Annotated in this window: 13 protein-coding genes; 4 read left to right on the top strand and 9 right to left on the bottom strand. The window is 62.8% G+C overall.

What is annotated here, in order from left to right; genetic code table 11:
* Nucleotides 1-73 precede the first annotated feature (73 nt).
* From ACP15W_RS03505 to ACP15W_RS03475, 7 genes are all read right to left on the bottom strand, one after another.
* Entirely contained in the window at nucleotides 74-1405 is a 1332-nt protein-coding gene (locus ACP15W_RS03505) for an HlyD family type I secretion periplasmic adaptor subunit (RefSeq protein ID WP_424931435.1), read from the bottom strand.
* Nucleotides 1402-3147 carry a type I secretion system permease/ATPase gene (locus ACP15W_RS03500; RefSeq protein WP_424931434.1) on the bottom strand — a complete coding sequence of 582 codons (1746 nt, stop codon included), beginning with the start codon at nucleotides 3145-3147 and terminating at the stop codon, nucleotides 1402-1404. The genes ACP15W_RS03505 and ACP15W_RS03500 overlap by 4 nt, the downstream gene beginning before the upstream one ends.
* The gene (locus ACP15W_RS03495; protein ID WP_424931433.1) at nucleotides 3144-4448 is read right to left on the bottom strand and encodes a glycosyltransferase family 4 protein; all 1305 of its coding nucleotides are present in this window, start codon (nucleotides 4446-4448) and stop codon (nucleotides 3144-3146) included. The genes ACP15W_RS03500 and ACP15W_RS03495 overlap by 4 nt, the downstream gene beginning before the upstream one ends.
* Nucleotides 4445-6664 (bottom strand): hypothetical protein, encoded by a 2220-nt coding sequence (locus tag ACP15W_RS03490; protein ID WP_424931432.1) that lies wholly within the window; start codon nucleotides 6662-6664, stop codon nucleotides 4445-4447. The genes ACP15W_RS03495 and ACP15W_RS03490 overlap by 4 nt, the downstream gene beginning before the upstream one ends.
* The gene (locus ACP15W_RS03485; protein WP_424931431.1) at nucleotides 6661-7926 is read right to left on the bottom strand and encodes a glycosyltransferase family 4 protein; all 1266 of its coding nucleotides are present in this window, start codon (nucleotides 7924-7926) and stop codon (nucleotides 6661-6663) included. Before ACP15W_RS03485 ends, ACP15W_RS03490 begins: the two co-directional genes overlap by 4 nt.
* An 11-nt stretch (nucleotides 7927-7937) precedes the next feature.
* A complete protein-coding gene (locus ACP15W_RS03480; RefSeq protein WP_424931430.1) occupies nucleotides 7938-10034 on the bottom strand; it encodes a hypothetical protein in 2097 nt (698 codons plus the stop codon).
* 72 nt (nucleotides 10035-10106) lie between these two features.
* Nucleotides 10107-10895, bottom strand: coding sequence for a calcium-binding protein (locus ACP15W_RS03475; RefSeq protein WP_424931429.1), 789 nt, complete (start codon nucleotides 10893-10895; stop codon nucleotides 10107-10109).
* Between the two features lie 267 nt (nucleotides 10896-11162).
* Here ACP15W_RS03475 and ACP15W_RS03470 point away from each other — a divergent pair, with 267 nt between their 5' ends.
* A complete protein-coding gene (locus ACP15W_RS03470; RefSeq protein ID WP_424931428.1) occupies nucleotides 11163-12470 on the top strand; it encodes a calcium-binding protein in 1308 nt (435 codons plus the stop codon).
* A 74-nt stretch (nucleotides 12471-12544) separates the two neighbouring features.
* On the opposite strand, the gene ACP15W_RS03465 is transcribed toward ACP15W_RS03470, so the two are convergent.
* Nucleotides 12545-13063: an NfeD family protein gene (locus tag ACP15W_RS03465; protein WP_424931427.1), complete on the bottom strand. Its 519-nt coding sequence runs from the start codon at nucleotides 13061-13063 to the stop codon at nucleotides 12545-12547.
* Nucleotides 13060-14013 (bottom strand): SPFH domain-containing protein, encoded by a 954-nt coding sequence (locus tag ACP15W_RS03460; RefSeq protein ID WP_424931426.1) that lies wholly within the window; start codon nucleotides 14011-14013, stop codon nucleotides 13060-13062. Before ACP15W_RS03460 ends, ACP15W_RS03465 begins: the two co-directional genes overlap by 4 nt.
* Nucleotides 14014-14185: 172 nt before the next feature.
* Between ACP15W_RS03460 and ACP15W_RS03455 the strand changes: the two genes are divergently transcribed.
* The 3 genes from ACP15W_RS03455 to ACP15W_RS03445 all read left to right on the top strand — a co-directional run bounded on the left by ACP15W_RS03455 (nucleotide 14186) and on the right by ACP15W_RS03445 (nucleotide 17961).
* On the top strand, nucleotides 14186-15412 hold the full coding sequence (locus ACP15W_RS03455; RefSeq protein WP_424931425.1) for a biopolymer transporter ExbB: 1227 nt from the start codon (nucleotides 14186-14188) through the stop codon (nucleotides 15410-15412).
* A 3-nt stretch (nucleotides 15413-15415) separates the two neighbouring features.
* On the top strand, nucleotides 15416-16879 hold the full coding sequence (locus ACP15W_RS03450) for a peptidoglycan -binding protein (protein ID WP_424931424.1): 1464 nt from the start codon (nucleotides 15416-15418) through the stop codon (nucleotides 16877-16879).
* Nucleotides 16880-17331: 452 nt separating this feature from the next.
* Nucleotides 17332-17961, top strand: a complete 630-nt coding sequence (locus ACP15W_RS03445; protein ID WP_424931423.1) for a ParA family protein — start codon at nucleotides 17332-17334, stop codon at nucleotides 17959-17961.
* The last annotated feature ends 44 nt before the right edge of the window (nucleotides 17962-18005 follow it).

Below are 18005 nucleotides of genomic sequence, written 5' to 3'. Positions count from 1 at the left end.
GCTGGGTCCTCCCTGATCGCGCAGATTAGGACAGCGGTCATTGACCGAAGGTGTACAATAGGTTGCATCTGTCTCATTCTTCGCGAAATGCCCGGTTCAAATGTCGGAGAAGCGGTTCGAGCAGGTATTCGCCCGCGCGACGCTCACCGGTCAGGATCGAGACCTCGACCGGCATTCCGGCCACGAGTTCTGCGCCTTCCAGTTCGTCGATTTCGTCGGGATCGATGGTGACGCGGGCCTCGAAATAGGTCGAACCGTCCATCGGGTCGGTCAGAAGATCGGGGGACACATAGGTCACCTCGCCATCCACGAGCGGGGCCTGTGCACGCTTGTAGGCGATGAGCCGGACAGTCGCGGCCCGTCCTGCGTGAACCGTATCGATGGCTTCCGGCGCGAGCTTGGTTTCGACGATCAGTTTGTCCTCGTCTGGCACGATTTCCATGATCGGCGCTCCGGACGCCACCACAGCACCGGGCGTGATCGTGAAGATCTCCACCACGCGGCCGGTCTGGGGTGCGCGCAGCTTGTGCCGCTCCAGCACGTCCCGACCCGCCCGGATCCGGCTTTCAAGGCTTTCCATCTCGCGTTCGGCTTCGGCGAGCCGTGTGCCAATATCGGCAATGCGCTGGCTCTTGAGCGTCTCGATTTCGGCGCGCGCGCGGGATATGTCCTGCCGGGCCGCGTCCGCAAGTCCGATGAACTCGTCGCGATTTCCTTCAAGTGCCGCGATCGTGCGGTCGAGTTCGAGGAGCTTCTGGCGGGGCGTTGCGCCCTTTTCGACGAGTTGAGCCGCAAAGGCGCGCTCCTCATGCCACAGGGCCATCTGTCGGTCGGCAGAGGCAGCCTGCGCATCATTCGCCGTGGCGGTCGCCTGCAGTTGTCCGATCTGACGCTGCAGCGCGTCAATCTGGCCTACATGCGCGCGCAGACGTGCATCGAATAGGCGGATCTGGGCGCGGGTGCGGTTCGTGCGTTCTTCCGGCGAAACGCTGCGTGCGGCATCTGGTAGGGTGGCAGGCATCAGCTCCCCAGCACCCTCGAGTTCCGCCTCCAGCCGCCAGCTCTCGAAGGTGAGCGCGGTGAGATCGGCCTGGAACTGCGCCAATGCTTCCGCTGTCTGCGTGGCATCGAGGGTCGCGACGATCTGGCCTTCGCGCACCCGGTCGCCGGCCCGTACCCAAAGTTGCTGCAGGATACCGCCTTCGAGATGTTCGACCGACTTGCGCTGGCTTTCGGCCAGCACGACGCCCTGCGTGACCACCGCGGCGTCAAGACGGGCAAACATGCCCCAGCCGATGGCCGCCCCGAAAAGGCAGAGGATCGCCGCGAGCGAAGTGAGAAAGACGGGCCGGTAGGATTGCAGCGGCTCGGCCTCGAAGCGCTCGAAATCGGTCACAGCGGTCATGCGCCGCCCTCCCGCATGGCCACGACCCCACCGTTCTGACCGGGCTCGCCACTGCGTGTGGGGCGCTTGGGGCCTATGGCCGCGAGCACCTGGTCACGGCTGCCGAATTGCGCGACAGCACCGTCCCGGAGCATCAGCAGCTTGTCGGCCTTGCTCAGGATCGACATGCGTTGCGCGACCACGACGACCGTGGCGCCGCGCTCGCGGGCGATCTCGATGGCCCGCACGAGGGCCGCTTCACCTTCCGCATCGAGGTTGGAGTTGGGCTCGTCGAGCACAAGCAGCTTCGGATTGCCGAAGAGTGCGCGAGCAAGGGCAAGCCTTTGTCGCTGGCCGCCCGAGAGCCGGACGCCGCCATCGGCAAGCATCGACTGGTAACCCTGTGGCAGGCTGCCGATCAACTCGTGGACGCCGGCATCACGGGCCGCACGGACAACCTCTTCCATCGGTGCCTCGCGAAACCGCGCGATATTGTCCCGAACGCTGGCCTCGAACAGCGTCGGCTCCTGAGGAAGGTAGCCGACCGCGGCGCCGAAACTTGCCCGCTCATGGGTGAAGGTGCTTTGCCCGTCGAGATAGATCCCGCCCGCGGAGGGCTGCCAGAGACCGACGATCAGACGTGCAAGGGTCGATTTTCCCGCTCCGGAGGGTCCGATCACGCCCATCAGCTCGCCGCTCTCGACCTGGAAGCTGACGTTGCGCAGGAGCGGCTTGCTGCCGCCCTGGGGCATGTAGGTCGCGCGATCTGCAGCAAGCCTGCCGCTGCCGACAACGATAGGCAAAGCCGAACGCTGGGTCGCGCCGGTCTCGACCACACTGCGAATTCGCGTGAATGCAGCCAGGGCATCCACCCACTGACGCCAGCCGTCGATCAAACCCTCGAAGGGCAACAGCAGGCGAGACATTAGAACGTTGGCCGCGATAATTGTGCCGGCCGAGGCATCGCGGTTCACGACCAGGATTGCTCCAGTTGTGATGATGCCGATCTGGAAGCCCACGCGGAGGGTGCGCGCCACGGCTGCGAGGCCCTTGGCTGCGGTCCGTCCGCGCTCCACGTCTTCGATGGCAGCGGCCTGTGACTCTCGCCAACGACGTGCGATTGCGGGGAGCATCCCCATGGCCGTAATGACTTCGGCATTCCGGATCGCGGCGGATGTTTCCGTCTGAACCTTGTTGGTGGCGGCAGCGGCCCGCGCGCTTGGTCGGCGGGCCAGCATCTCGGTCGCAAGAGCAGCCCCGGTGAGCACGATTGCGCCCGCGAGCCCGACAAGACCGTAGAACGGGTGGAGCAGAAAGAGCACGAGGAGGAACATCGGCGCCACAACAAGATCGATCGGTAGCGCGATGGCACCCCCCGCGATGAAGCCACGCAGATCGCTCAGATCCCGCATGACCCCAGCCGCCGACATCGGACCCTGCCGCAATGTGGTTTCGACGGCGGATTCGAAGACGGGATTGCCGAGCCGGGTCATCATCCGACCACCGAGGATCGAGAAGAGCCGCGAACGCAGGAAGTCGATGACGGCCTGGAACAGCAGCACGACCGCCACAAGGATCGCCAGCGCGCTCAACGTCTCCAGACTGCCGCTGGACAGGACCCGGTCATAGACCTGAATCGTGTAGAGCGGCAGAGCGAGATGCAGGATATTGAGGAAGAATCCGACCACACCGGCTGCCGCCGCACCACGAAGGACGTCGCGCAGGGCAAGCTTGCAGGGATCGGCCGCCGGCTGCATGCTCATTCTGCGGCATGCTCCCGTCCGAGCGACTGGCCGCCTGCAGCACGGGCATGCCTGCGTTCGATCAGCCGCTCGAAGAGGCGCGCGTGCTGCCGACCGGATTCCTGGGCTGTTGTTGGCGGCTGGATGTTTGCGTGCAGGCGATCCCAAAGCTCGGGCTGCTGGATCGCCATCGCCATCTTCTCGGCGAGACTTTCAGCGTTGGACACGCGGAAATGGAGCCCGTCGATCCCGTCACGGACCTTCTCCGCCATGCCGCCAATGTCCGAGGCGATGATGGGCCGGCCGTGGAAAAACGCCTCCTGGATGACCACCGGCGCGTTTTCCCACCAGGTGGACGGTACGATCATCCAGTCCACCTCACGCATGAGGTTCGGCAGGTCCGGGCTCTTGTAGGACCCCATGAAGCGAATGCGGCGCCCCGCGATCCTGAAGAGCTCCTTGACGGCCGCCTGAAACTCCTCGGGCTGGTGCTCGAGGTTGCCGCCATACACGTAAAGGATGGAATCGCCCCAGACGTCCGCCGGCACTCTGGTGACCGCATCAACGAGGACCTTGATGCCCTTGAACGGGTTGAGCTGGCCAAAATAGGCGAAGCGATTGCGCTTTGCTCCCGGCGCGACCGGGCGCGGCGGTGCCGGCTGGCCACCCTCGAGACCATTCTCGATCATCACCAGCTTCTCGGGCGGCAGCCCCCAGTCGGCGAAACGGGACAGGAGGAAATGCGACGGGCTCACGAAGGCATCGATCTCGGCCATGAAGCTCTTGATAAAGATCTCCCGGCGCAACAGGTTTGCCGCACCGATCTCCGGGAAGCAGACACCACAGTCTGATGGCGAAGCCTTGGTGCAGAGCGCGCCGTTCTTCGCCTTGATCATCTGTCCATGATGGGCGCAGATCGGCAAGTATTCATGCAGCGTATAGACGATGGGCACGTCACCGAGCGCGCGGCGGATCGAGCGGATCGCCTGGATGCCGAAACCCATGATATGATGGAAGTTCACCACATCGGGTTGGAGATCCGCGACGAAGCGCTCGAAATGGCGCATCAGATCGTCCATGCCGTTCGAGGCGAGGTAGAACCAGTCATAGTCGTTCGACCAGTAGAGCGTCTCGTCGGGGCCCTGTCCAAGCGACATCAGCGGCGTCGCCTTGTGGCGTGCCACCGGCGGGGCGACACCGGCGAGGTAGTGGGACTCCCACCCCTCCTGGCTCTTGATGCCCTGAAAGACGTTGTAGGATGCCACCTGTGCTCCGCCTATCGAGAAGGCGGGGTGGGCATGGCTCAGGAACAGGGCCTTCATGCGGATATCTCTCCGGATTGGGGTTCGTTGCGGCGCCGGGCAAGCAGGGCTGCATCGACCTTCCGCATCAGGCTGGGAAAGGCCGCGTCATCGTCTGGCTGGGGTTCGTCGAGCATCCAGAACTCCACCGCACCTGCGCACCATGCGCCGGACGCCAGCCGTCGGAGACGTGAGGCCAGGTCCACATGCGCAAAGGCATCGCTGAAGAGGAGGCCGGAATAGCCTCCCGCGCGCAGGAGAAGGTCCCGGTCGATCAGTGCGATTTCGGCGGCTCCGGACGCGACCATCTCCGGCGCGCCGCGCGGCAGCCATTCGGCACCGTAGCCGGTGAGCGCGCAGGCGGTTTCGGTGCCCGCATCATCGAGCCTCGCACCGCCGAAATAGATCGAATCATCTTCGTAGGTCAGTGCAGGGGACAGAAGACCGGGCACCGGGAGCCTGTCGGCCTGCTGCATCAACGCGGTGAGCCAGCCATGGCATTTGGGCAGGGCAGATGGCATCCAGCAAAGGACCCGCGCGCCCGAAGCGACCGACGCGGCCATGTCGATCTGGCTGCTGACCGTGCTCTCGTCGGGCGCCACCACAACACCGCCGCGCAGGCCATAGAACCGAAAGGCATCCTCAAGCCGCGAAAGATGCTCGGAGGCCGTGGTTCGTTTGGTGACGAGAATGAACTCGATCATCCGCGCCTCCTCCGAACCTGCCAGCACGCCGAGGATCGGTTGCAGCTCGGCCATGGTCCGAAACGGCATGATGGCGGTCACCGGACGGCCCTCCGTCTTCCCGCCCAGTGGGATCATTCGGGCCTTCCGGCCATGTAGCCGGCCGGTTGAGGCGGGCGGAACGGCGGCAAGGAACGGAGCGATGTGATCCTCCACGATCCGGCCAAGCTCCGGGTCTTTGGGCGAAATTGCCCCGAGGATCTGCGGCAGTCGCTCCGCCGAGTTGAACGGCGTGGGAACCAGGGGCTTGAAGAGACAGCTATCGTCGTCAAGCACCAGTTCGAGGTACAAATCGCAGGCATCGACCCTTTCGCGTGGCGCGGGCACGTGAACGATGAAACCGTGCATCGTGTTGCCCGGACCGAGGAGATCGACAAAGCGTGGATCCGCGCCGTATCCATTGTTGAGATCCGGCCGGGGCAGGGCACACCAGTTCTGCTCAAGCGGCGCATAAAGGTTGCCGGTACTCTTCAGCAGCACCCGCTCCACACGGTGCGTCGGATCGAGCATCCAGCCAATGGCGAGAAGCGAGCCGTCCGCTGCCTGAAGCAGCTGATCGAAGGCGGCCGCAATCGGCAGCGGAGTCTGCGAAAGCGTGTCTGTGCCACCGAAACGCGGACGGCAGATGCGGCGGAAGGCCCGGCATGTTTCGTCCGGCCCTTCGATCCGGCCAAGCATCGTGCGGACGTGGGCGTCTGCCTGTTCCGTCCGGAGCTTGAGCAGAGACCCCTTCACGACATCGAGACGAAGCAACCGGCCGTCTCGCTCGAAGAACACGGCATCGACCGCCTGGAGATCGTCCTCCTTCCAGTCCTTGCAGAAGAAGCACACGCCATGACCGGGAGGGAGAATGTCCTCGCGCTCGAACGTTGCTACATCCACCTCGCGAACGGAAAGCCCGCCGGCCACGCTCGCGATCGTCGTGTGGCCCGCATCCAGCGACATGGACCAGCCCTGTGCAAAGAGGCCGCCGCATTCCGGTGCGGCAAGGATCTCGAGAAACCCGTCTCGCTCGGCCGCTGCGGTAAAGAAGTTGCGTGCGAACTCCTGATAGGAGCGAGCCTCATCCGAATCCGAGCGCCCCTCGAGGAGGTGTCGGGTCAGGAAATTGAACACGTCGCGACAATCCACGCCGGACCTGCGCACCAGATCGGCGAGCGGTTGCGGAGCCACGTCGACCGAAGGCTGCTCCGAGAAGGTCCAGACCCATCCTGTCGCCGGATCGCGAAGTTCGGCCCCGTTCTTGGGAAGCGCATCGAGAATGGCGATGGCGCACCAGCGGGCCGCATCCCCGCCTCCCGTTTGCCAGCATTTTGCATGCCAGGGCAGTATGTTGCCCTCTTGCGAAAGCGTGCCGGAGGCCGGAAGGCACTGCTCGGCGCTTTCGATCAGCAGGAGTGTGCGGCCGCCATGGAGCAGAATCGCACTCGTGTCACACAAGGTGAAGGTCGACTGTCCGGTTTGGGGAAAGTCGCTGCCGTCTGCCGGTCTCATGCCGCTGCCACCCGTTTGAAGAAGGATCTGAAGAGGTCGAGATGCTGATCGACGAAGGCTTCATGCGAGAGAGGCATGCGCGGCGCCGAGGCGAGCCGTTCCCAAAGTCCGGTATCCGTCGCGGCCTTCGCCATCGTGTCGGCAAGCGCCGAGGCATCACCGGGCGGGACATGCAGTCCATCCACCCCGTCCGTCACGAGTTCGGACATGCCGCCGATCCCGGAACAGATCACCGGTCGACCTGCCGCGCGCGCCTCGAGAATGACCAACGGTGCATTCTCCCACCAGGTCGACGGCACCACGACCCAGTCGGTACGTGCAAGGATATTCGGCAGATCGCCTCGGTCATAGGGACCGAGATGCTGTGCAAGGATGCCTGCGTGTTCGAGCCTGTCGCGGAAAGCGGAGGTGAAAGCCTCATCGGCCCAGCCCAGTCCGCCGTGGATATCGATTCTGAGATCGAGTTCACGCGCCTTGAGACGTGCCGCCGCTTCCAGCAGCACCATGACGCCCTTGTGCGGCGAGACATTCCCGAAATAGGCGAAACGATCGCGCCGCGTGCGTTGCGCCTTGAGTTCGGAGGAAACGGCCAACTTGACCGGGGCCGCATGTTTCACCGCATTGCGGATCACCCGGATCTTGTCGGCCGGAATGCCCCAGTCGGCGAAGCGCGACTTGAGAAACTCGCTCGGGGCGATGAACACGTCGACCGCCGAGAGAAGAGACTGAAGGTGCGTCTGCCGCAGGGCATGGCGCGCCGCGTCGATCTGCGGAAAGCAGCTGCGACACCGGTCCGCCTGCATTCCCATGCAGCGCTTCTGGTCCCTTGTGGTCAGGAGCAGCCCGTCATTGGGGCAGATGATCTGGTAGTCGTGCAGGGTGAGCGCGATGCGTACCCGTGGCGCCATGCGACGAATGGCGGGAAGGATCTCGGCGCCGAGCCGGTCGATCCCGTGCAGATGAACCACGTCGGGCCGCACGGTTTCCAGCACCTTGCCAAGCGAATCGAGCCAGCTGGTCCCGTCATCGCGCAGCATGGAGAAACGGTCGTATCGGCCTGTCGAAATCACGAAATCATCGTCGATCGCCTCAAGCGACCCCGGTGCCGATCCCGGCCGCTGCAGGCTGGTCGCGGCAACGAGCAGCCGTGCACTGACATCCTCCCGGAAGTTCAGCGCATCGGCCAGGTCCTTGGCGATGAATTCGGTACCGCCCGTCGTCCAGGACGGGTGGTCATGGGCCACTTCGAGAACGCGCAACATGTTTCTACTCGTCAAACTTTGCCCTCGCGGGCGATACCAGTGGCAATTTCCGTCGCCGCGATCCGGTCTGCGGCCAGCGAAAGCGGATCGGAATCCGCTGAAGGCCCAAAGCGCACAAAAAGGTTGCGAAACGATGTCCGAACGTTTCCGCCGGTCTCGAGAACGCGGACGACAGTGTCCGCCAGCAGAATGTCGGGATTCGGGTGAACACTCGGTGAAGACAGGAGGCAGGCCTTCGCGTCCGGCCCCAGCATGACGCATTCCGACGTGACGAGACTTGTCGCGGCCCTCGAGGCGGTCGGAAGGTGGGCCGCGGGCAGGCCCTTGAATCGCGGTCGTGCGTCAGGACCAGCTCCGGCATCGAGGATCGATCCGTTGGGGTTCAGAAGCGTCCCCCCGACGATATGCGTTCCGCCGGCCCTGCCGAACATGCGCAACCAGTCCGACAACCACTCAGGACCTTCGGGGACCACATCCGCGCCAAGAAGCAGCGTATGCTCGCCTTCCGCTTTGGAGACAGCTGCGCGCAGGGCATCGGAGCGGGTCCAGGTACCTCCAAGTGTCACCAAACGGACAGCAATACCGAAGAGCGCGTGGCATTCAGCAAGTTTGCCACGCAGTTCCGAGAGGTTGATGCTTTCGGTGCCGTAGATCACGAGTTCGACCTGGCGGGCGTTCCTCTGCGAGAACAACGCGGAAGCACGCGCCCGAAGGAGATCGGGATTCGCGCTTGCCGGCGCGACAATGCTCAACCGGACCCGGTCGGGGCTTTCGCCGAACCGCTCAACCTGCACGTGGCCTCGAGCTGCAGGTGCGGCACCATCGAGCCGGGCCATCGACAAGGCGCGTGCCGCGGCCTTCGGCTCACATCTTGCGAGAGCGGCTGGCGCATTGCCATCGAAGCTTTCAGGCAGGCCTTCATGAACGGTTTGCACCCGGCGAGAGCGGTAGACGATCTGTATCCGGCAGGGACCGGGATCACGGTCCGGCCAGAGGATGTAGCCTGCGAGATCGTCATCTCTGACGCGGATGTCGCGATGCCCCTTGCCGCATTCGATCCTGATTGCCTGAGCCAGATCCAGGGGATCGGACAATTCAAGAGCGTGGAGCAAGCCGCGACGTGTCGCGGAAAGCTGCAGCACCTCCAGGGCCGGCACGTACGCGTCTTCTGCGGCAAGTTCTCGCAGCACCGCTGCAGCGACAGTGTCGACCGGGCTGCGTGCCTCGAGCAGGCCTTGAACCCAGGCCCGTGTTCTTTCGCAACGTCGCTCCAGCCAGGGAACAATGGGCTGCAATTCGGTTTCGTCGGCTGGCCCTTCAAGAATCATGGGCCGGGCCGCGAGCGCGACAAGGCTTGATCCGGCCGGAAACGGCGAGGGGATTGCGATGTGTAGGAGCCGATGGGCGCCCGCACTTTCGACATGCGTTTCAAATCCCTTCAGATTCACGGTTCGTTCACTGCACTCCAGCAGCAGGGTGGCCAGCTCCGTCATGGGCTCGTCGATCGGGATGCGGAAGGTCGCGAGAAAGCCCCTGCTGCCCAGTGGACAGATTGACGCGAGTTCATGGCGGCGACTGGACAGCAGGGCCATGAGCTGGCGTGTCACTGAACCGTATCCGGACCGGATCGAGAGACCGAACAGCGAGGCCCCTGTGGTCATGATCAGTCGAAGAAGGCGCTGGCGTCCGACTTCATTCAGACCGTCGATCAGGGCGGAACTGTCGGAAACCGGCGATTGGAGCCAGTTCGGATCGATCTCCGCCACCGGTTGACCATCCAGGCTGATCACGAGGTTGCGCTTGGAGATCGCTTCGGGCCCGGCCTTGAGCAAGAGTGCGTGACGCGTGCCGCCGTCTGCGCGGTCGAGTCGCGTCGTCAGGAACGGCTTTTCAAGCGGGTAACCGTCAAGTTCCGCTGTCAGCCGCTTGCGGGCCTGTTTTCCATCCGCGGGCCCGGCTTCGTCGTAGAGAACGGCGGACACCTCGTCGGCAACCGCGACGACAAAGATCCGGCCCAGGCTGCGTCGGCCCGCCGGGTTTCGGAACGTCACGGAAGGCGCGCCCAGTGCTGTTGCATCTGGATGCAGGTTATCAACGCGAATGTTCATACTTTTCCTTGCCCCGCTCTTGCCCCCGCGCGCATGTCGGACCGGCCGAAGCCCGGCCGGTCCGGTCTGCTATCAGACCAGTGTGATGAACTTGGACGGATCCGCCGCGATGTCGTCGTAAGAGACACCCGAGAGCATCACGCTGTCGCCCTGTCCGAAGTCGATCAGGGTTCCAGCTTCGCCGAGATCTATTGCGAAATCGGCAACGTCGCCGGCAGTTTCCAACGAAACGCCATCAAGGGACTGCGAGATCTGGAGTATGTCTCCCTCACTGAAGTCCATGATGACGTCGCCACCACCGGAGAACACGAACAGATCGTTGCCCGCGCCTCCGAACAGAACGTCGTCGCCGAGCCCGCCGTCGAGCACGTCATCGCCAGCGCCGCCGACGAGTTCATCGTCGCCTTCACCGCCCACGAGAACATCGTCTCCGGCCTCGCCCTTGAGCTGGTCATCTCCTTCACCGCCGATGAGCATGTCATCACCGGTGCCGCCGAGCAGGATGTCGTCGCCTGCATCGCCGCTGAGCTGGTCATCGCCGGCTCCGCCCACGAGCATGTCGTCGCCGGCACCGCCACTGGCCATGTCGTCGCCCGAACCGCCAAGCAGCGTATCCGCGCCGTCGTTGCCCGCCAGATCGTCATTGCCGGAGCCGCCGATCACCAGGTCGTCACCGGTGCCTCCGTCAATCACGTCGTCGCCGGAACCGCCGTTCAAGGTGTCCTCGCCTGCACCGCCGTCGATCACGTCGTCGCCGCTCGCGCCGAAGGCGTAATCGTTCCCGTCTTCCGCCGTGATGAAATCAGCACCCGACGTTCCGAAGACGAAGTCGTTGAAGGCCCCTCCAGGGATAGTCGCCATGAAATACTCCCTCCAGTATTGCGATCATGTCGCTCGATCTGGATGGGGCATCTGGCGTAAACAGGGTCTTAATTCGCACCTGCAATATCTTAAGGAATTGCATCAACACCTGATCAAATTACACGATCATTCGGTCCGATAATCGAGCGTTCTTTACAGTTCCTACACCGCGGGACGCTTCAACATCTCTGCGCCAGACGGAGCCGGACGGCGTTTCCCGGCAGAACGGGTTCGGCTCTGCGGCAATGCAAGATGGGGGAATATCGCATGACACGAAATTTGCTGGGTGATCCGGATACCTTTCTGAATACCCTGTTCGACCGCCTGGGGGGGCAGGTCTTCGAAGCGCTTGGGGTGCGCTTCAGCGTCGGAACGCGAGGCGAGGATATCGCCATGGGCGCCGCCGGCGCGGACATCTATCTCGATCCCGCAGGGGCCGATGTCTTCAATTCGGCTGGCGGCGACGATCTTCTCGTGACGGGCCCGGGCGACGACACGCTCAAGGCGGGCGACGGTGATGACACGGTTCGGGCCGGCGAAGGCGACGATCTTGTCAGGGGCGGTGCAGGCGATGACCTGCTTCTGGGCGAAGCCGGAAACGATTCGCTGCATGGGGCAGGCGGGTCCAACACCTTGCTCGGCGGAGCAGGCGACGACGTGCTTGACGTGCGCTGGTCCACCTATTCCGAACGATGGGAAGACGGTGCGAGTTTCGAGGAATGGCGTAGCGAGAAACGGCTTTCGACCGACGAGATGCATGGTGGGGAGGGTGACGATACGCTGGAAGGGTCATACGGGACCGACCGTCTGCATGGCGATTCGGGCAATGATTCCCTGCGAGGCCAGGATGGAGATGACAGCCTCGACGGTGGCTCCGGTCACGACCACCTTTCAGGTGACAACGGCAACGACACGCTTCTGGGCGGTACCGGGAACGATACGATCAATGCCGGGCGCCAGGATGACGTGGTCGAAGGCGGTGCAGGAAGGGACTGGATCAACGCTGGTTCGGGTGACGATTCCGTCGAAGGCGGTGCGGACCGCGATGTCATCCGCGGCAGTTGGGGCAATGACACGATCAAGGCGGGCGAGGGCGATGACTGGATCGACGGCGGCCATGGGGACGACGTCATCTATCTCGGAGAGGGCGACGACTTCGTCGGGGCCATCGATCAACTCGGCCGTGGGGATGATGCCATCTTCGGTGAAGCGGGCAACGACTGGATCCATGGCGGACGTCAGGATGATTTCCTGGATGGCGGAACGGGAGATGATCGTCTGAACGGCGGTGCAGGCGACGATTTCCTGATCGGTGGTGCCGGCGCCGACGTGTTCGAGGCCCGCAGCCATCATGGCGTGGACACGGTTCTGGATTTCACCGACGAGGACACGCTTCGCCTCTCGATGAACATCAACGGTCTCGGAACGCCCGGTGCAGAGGAATGGGCATCACGCATGTCGGATGCCGGAGGCGGAACGCTTCTCGATCTCGGGGGCGGTAATGGAATGCTCTTTCTCGGCGTCGGAACCGAGGAACTTGCCAGCCTGCTGGAAAGCCGAATCGAGTATTTCTGACACGTCTTAAATCGAATGCTCTGGCCGACCGCTTCGGCCGGGGCAAGCTTTGGGCGAGCACGGACCCAACCGGTTCACTGCTCGTCCTGTTGCGCAGGCGGGTCAACCTGCGCGACCCGCTCGTCCAGCGGCAAGCGGCGAACCCAGACCACGATCCCGTCCGCCGCGATGACCTTCACCCGCTCTCCGATCTCGGGGCTTTTTCGCCCATCCAGCCGCGCGGGCCAGACAACACCGTCGATATTCACTTGTCCCTCATGCCAGTGAAACGTCTCGACAACCGCTTCGCGACCGATCAGGCCCTCTGTACGGCGGTTGAGCGGTTTCCCGTCCTCCCCGCGACCAAAACGGCCTGGAATGGTCCTTCCGATCACGACAAATGCGATCGTGAGCGCAGCGAACAAGCCGATCTGCCCGATTCCCGACATCTCCGGTACGGCCCAAAGTGCCAGCGCAACACCGAAGGCGGCCAAGGCCGGCCACAGCAGGTGCGTGCTCACAATGACGGCTTCGAGCCCGAGAAGAAACAGTGCGATGGCAACCCACCACAGCGGCGAAATTCCGGTCAGCAATCCGAGCAGCGGCAGGTTCAAGTGTTATCTCCCTTGCCGACACCCAACGATCGCGCGATCTCCGATATGCCGGCAATCGAGCCCATGAGGCTGGAAGCGTCGAGCGGTACCATCACTGTCTTCGAGTTGGGGCTCGCGGCAACGTCACGAAGCGCCTCGGTGTATTTCTGCGCGACGAAGTAGTTCACCGCCTGGATGTCGCCGCGCGCTATGGCCTCGGAGACGAGGGTGGTTGCGCGTGCCTCCGCCTCTGCGGCCCTCTCACGTGCCTCGGCATCTAGAAACGCGGCCTGACGACGCCCCTCGGCCTCACGGATCTGCGCCTCGCGTTCGCCTTCCGCCTTGAGAATGGCAGACGCCTTTTCGCCCTCGGCTGTCAGGATTTCTGCCCGCTTGTCGCGCTCTGCCTTCATCTGGCGCGCCATCGCTTCCGTGATGTCCGGTGGCGGCGCAAGATCACGGATCTCGACACGGGTGACCTTGACACCCCAAGGGGTCGACGCCGCGTCGATGACGGACAGCAGTTTCAGGTTTATCGCGTCGCGATTAGAAAGCGACTCGTCCAGATCCATGGAACCGAGAACCGAGCGGATGTTGGTCTGGCTGATATTGCGCAATGCACGTTCGAGATCCCGCACCTCATAGGCGGCCTGCGCGGCGTTCACGACCTGATAGAATGCCACCGCATCCGCGACGATCATCGCGTTGTCCCGGGTGATGACCTCCTGCTGATCGATATCAAGAACAGTCTCCATCATGTTGATCTTGGTGCCGATCTTGTCGATTACGGGCACGAGAAACCTCAAGCCGGGCTGGAGGGTTCGCGTGTAACGACCGAAACGCTCGACCGTCCAGTTGTCGCCCTGGGGCACGGACTTCACGGTCGTATAGACAAGGATGAACGCAAGTACGAGCAGCGCGATGGTCGGGGCGAATGCATCTCCAGGCCAGTAGAGGCCGATGGTATCCATGTTGCGGGATCCTTCCGTGGTGTCAGTCGCTCCCATCTCCGGCCCTTACACCACTGGCAGATCAATGCAACAGAATGCTTGCTTCGCGTTTTACGGGGGCAGATGCAGGTTGGAATGCGCTGCATCACGGCGTAAGCTTCCGCAAAATCTGGGCAGGAAGCAGAAAAGACCTATGTCATTCACACAAAAGGCCGATCCGCAATTTACGCAGCCGGTCCGGCAGATCGTGATGATGCTGATCGTCATCGGGCTCACGGCCGGGGTCGGGGTGCTGCTCTTTCCGACAGTCGCGCCCGTATTCCTTGCATCGCCCTATCTCAACGGCTTCATCCTCTGCGTGTTTCTCGTCGGACTGTTTGCCTGTTTCTGGCAGGTCACGACGCTGGTCTCATCCGTGGTCTGGATCGAGAGTTTCGCGCTCGACAGGCCCGGGCACGAATTCATCAAGGCACCTCGCCTCCTGGCTTCGCTGGCCGCCCTCCTGTCCGACCGGCGCGCAAGACGGGGCCTGACATCGAGTTCCACGCAGTCGATCCTCGATAGTGTCGGCACGAGGATCGAGGAGCAGCGTGATCTCACGCGGTATCTCATCAATCTTCTCATTTTCCTTGGCCTCCTCGGAACCTTCTACGGTCTCGCGACGGTTGTGCCGGCGGTGGTCGATACGATTCGTTCGCTTGCGCCGCAGGAGGGTCAGGAGGCGATTGACGTCTTCGACAACCTCATGACCGGCCTTGAAGAGCAGCTCGGCGGCATGGGGACAGCCTTTGCGTCATCTCTCCTGGGGCTTGCGGGATCGCTCGTCGTCGGACTCCTGGAGCTTTTCGCGAGCCATGCGCAGAATCGATTCTACCGTGAACTTGAGGACTGGCTTTCCTCGATCACCCGTATCGGCATCTCCGGCATCGAAGGTGAAGAAGCGCTTACGGCCGGCAATGTCCTGATGGTGATCGGCCAAACGGCGGAACACATCGACGGGTTGCGTGAGGTCATCGAGAAGAGCGTTTCGCGCTCGGACGCCATGGAAAACCAGCTCGCAGAAGTTTCCCGCGCCAACGAAAGGCAGATGGGGGATTTCATTCGATCCATGGACGAGCGCCTTGCGGAACTCACGCGGCGTATCTCCGAACAGCCGACGGCCGAGCCGCTTAACCCGGAACTTCTGGTACGAATTGCCGTCGCACAGGAACGGGTTGCCGTGGCGATCGAATCGAGAGACGAGGAATCGGGTGGCGTGGATGCGGAAACCCGCGCCCGTCTGCGCTCTATCGACACCCAGGTGGTGCGCATCCTCGAGGACCTCGCCGCCGGTCGTCAGGATCTGGTGACGGAGATTCGGCAGGATATCTCCGCGCTTGCGGAGGCGTTGCGCGCGCTCGTTTCGCAGAGGCGAAACTAGGCCATGGCTCTTTCGCGCCGCAACTCGGGCCGTTTTTCCACCACGATCTGGCCGGGATTCGTCGATGCGATGACCGCGCTGATCCTTGTGCTGTTCTTCGTTCTGTCGATCTTCATGATCGTCCAGTTCGTGCTTCGGGACGAGCTCTCCGGGCAATCGCAACAACTCGACGAGTTGAACATCCAGGTCGCCAATCTTGCCGATGCACTCGGGTTGGAACGGAGCCGCGCCGATCGTCAGGCCGAACTGGTGGCGACCGTCACGAGCGAACGGGACGCTGCTCTGGCCGAGATCAACGAGTTCGAGGCGCGCGTCTCGACCCTGCTTGCGGAAAACACCGATCTCGCGGACCGTCTGGAGGCAAGCGAAGCCGAAAGCGCCGAGCGCCTCAGCGCAAACGAGGCACTGCAAAGGCTGGCTGCGGAGTTGCGTGAAGAAAACGAATCTCTGGAGCAGGAGCTGGTTGCCCAGGCCGATGCGCTTTCCGAAGCGGAATCGGAACGGTTGGCTGCTGCCGCTGCCGCCGAAGTCTTGCGTGAGCGGCTCGAGAACTCGAGCGCGGAACTGACTGCGATGTCTCTCGCCCTCGAGGAGGAGCGGAGAAAGGCCGAGGAAACGCTGACCCTGCTCGCCGCAGCCGAGGCCGCTCAGACCCGCCTGGAGAGCCTGCAGGAAAGCCGACAGGAAGCCCTTTCCGAAGCGGAACAGCGGGAGGCGGAGCTTGCCCAGGCGCGAGAGCTTCTTGCCGAGGAAAAGGAAATCTCGGCCGAAGGCCAGCGTCAGGTCGCCCTGCTCAATCAGCAGACGGCGTCCTTGCGTGAGCAACTCAACGCTCTGCAGGGTCTCCTCGATGAGGCGCGCGAGAAGGATCTCGAGGCACAGGTCCAGATCGAGATGCTGGGGATCAACCTGAATGCCGCCCTGGCGCGCGCTGCCGCCGAGGAGCGGGCACGGGCCGAACTCGAACGCCGCGAACGGGAACGGCTGGGCGAGGAAGCGCAGGACCTTCGCCGCTACCGCTCGGAGTTCTTCGGCCGAATGCGCGAAATCCTCGGTAGCCGCGAAGGCGTGCGCATTGTCGGGGACAGATTCGTCTTCGACTCCGAGGTGCTTTTCGCGCAGGGCTCGGCAACCCTTGGCGCAGAAGGTCGCGCGCAGATTTCGGAGGTGTCGCAAGTCCTCAAGGACGTCTCGAGCGAGATACCCGGCGATCTCAACTGGATCCTGCGCGTGGACGGTCATACCGACAAGGTACCGGTGGGTTTCAGCAGCCAGTTCGACGACAACTGGGAACTCAGCACGGCGCGTGCGTTGTCGGTGGTGCAGTACATGGTGGAGCAGGAAGGTATTCCACCCGAACGGCTCGCTGCCGCCGGGTTCGGAGAATTCCAGCCCATCGATCCGGGCAATACACCGGAGGCTTACGAGCGAAATCGCCGCATCGAACTCAAGTTCACCGAGAGATAAGGCCCTCGGAACAACGGCGCTCCCTCCTCCATCGGAGCGCCTTCTATCTTCGGGTTTTCGAGCATTTTGTGCCCGGCCATTCGGGTTAATTTAACCTTTTGTCCGCAGGATGTTCCTGTCCGGTGGCGGGCACCAAATCCCTGCTCGAACATCCATCGGCACTTCTGTTCACCCCCTGTAATCGGAGGAGGCGGCATGTCGCTGCGCAGGGCATTTGTAAGAGTATCTGGTCTCTGGAAACGCCTTGATATGGACGGTTATCGTCCGGAGCGACACTACATGCGCGGCGCTGGTCCCGCATGTCACCGAAAACACTCGAGGCCCACGGCCTGAACTTCATTCTTTTCGGATATCGTTCCCCAATCCTTCAGGAAGTTGCCGGGTTTCATTGACCCGCAGCCGTCATCAAGCTTTAACAATTCCTGAACGGCAGGATTGATGAGGCGGATGGCATGAAGACGATACTGGTGGCGAACCGGAAAGGTGGCTGCGGCAAGACAATGACGGCCATCACGATTGCTGCCGCGCTGGCCCAGACAGGTGGAAGAACGGCAATCGCCGATGCCGATCCACAAAAATCCGCGCTGAGATGGTTGAAGATGCGGCCAGTGACCGTCCCCGCCATTGTCGGCGTCGACTGGACGAAATCAGGCAAGGTCGGGGATGTGCCCAAACATCTGGACTGGCTTGTGATCGATGCGCCCGGCGCCATCCGGGAGGGGCGGGCCGAAGCCCTGATCGCAGAGGCAAAGGCGGTGATTTCACCTGTGTTGCCGAGTTTCTTCGATGAGGACAGCACGCGACGTTTCCTCGGCGACATTGAGGACATCAAGCGAGTCCGCAAGGGCAAGGTCGGGATCCACATGATCGCCAACCGTGTCCGTCCGAACCAGAAATCGACGGCGCGGCTCAAGAGCTTCTTTGACGAAATCGGTCAGGTTCCGCTCGCATGGATTTCGGAACGCACGGCTTACGCAGATCTTGCCGAAGATGGCCTTGCCGTCTTCGACAAGCCTCTGTCTTCAAACCGTGCCATGAGAAACCAGTGGGCTCCTGTTGTTGACGCGATCACGGCGCATTAATCTGCTCGGGCTTCGTCCCGACTCGTCAGATCGAGCGCAAGCGC

The organism is Amaricoccus macauensis (assembly GCF_049800915.1).
Lineage (GTDB): Bacteria > Pseudomonadota > Alphaproteobacteria > Rhodobacterales > Rhodobacteraceae > Amaricoccus > Amaricoccus macauensis_A.
This window is presented reverse-complemented; position numbering and strand designations above follow the sequence as displayed.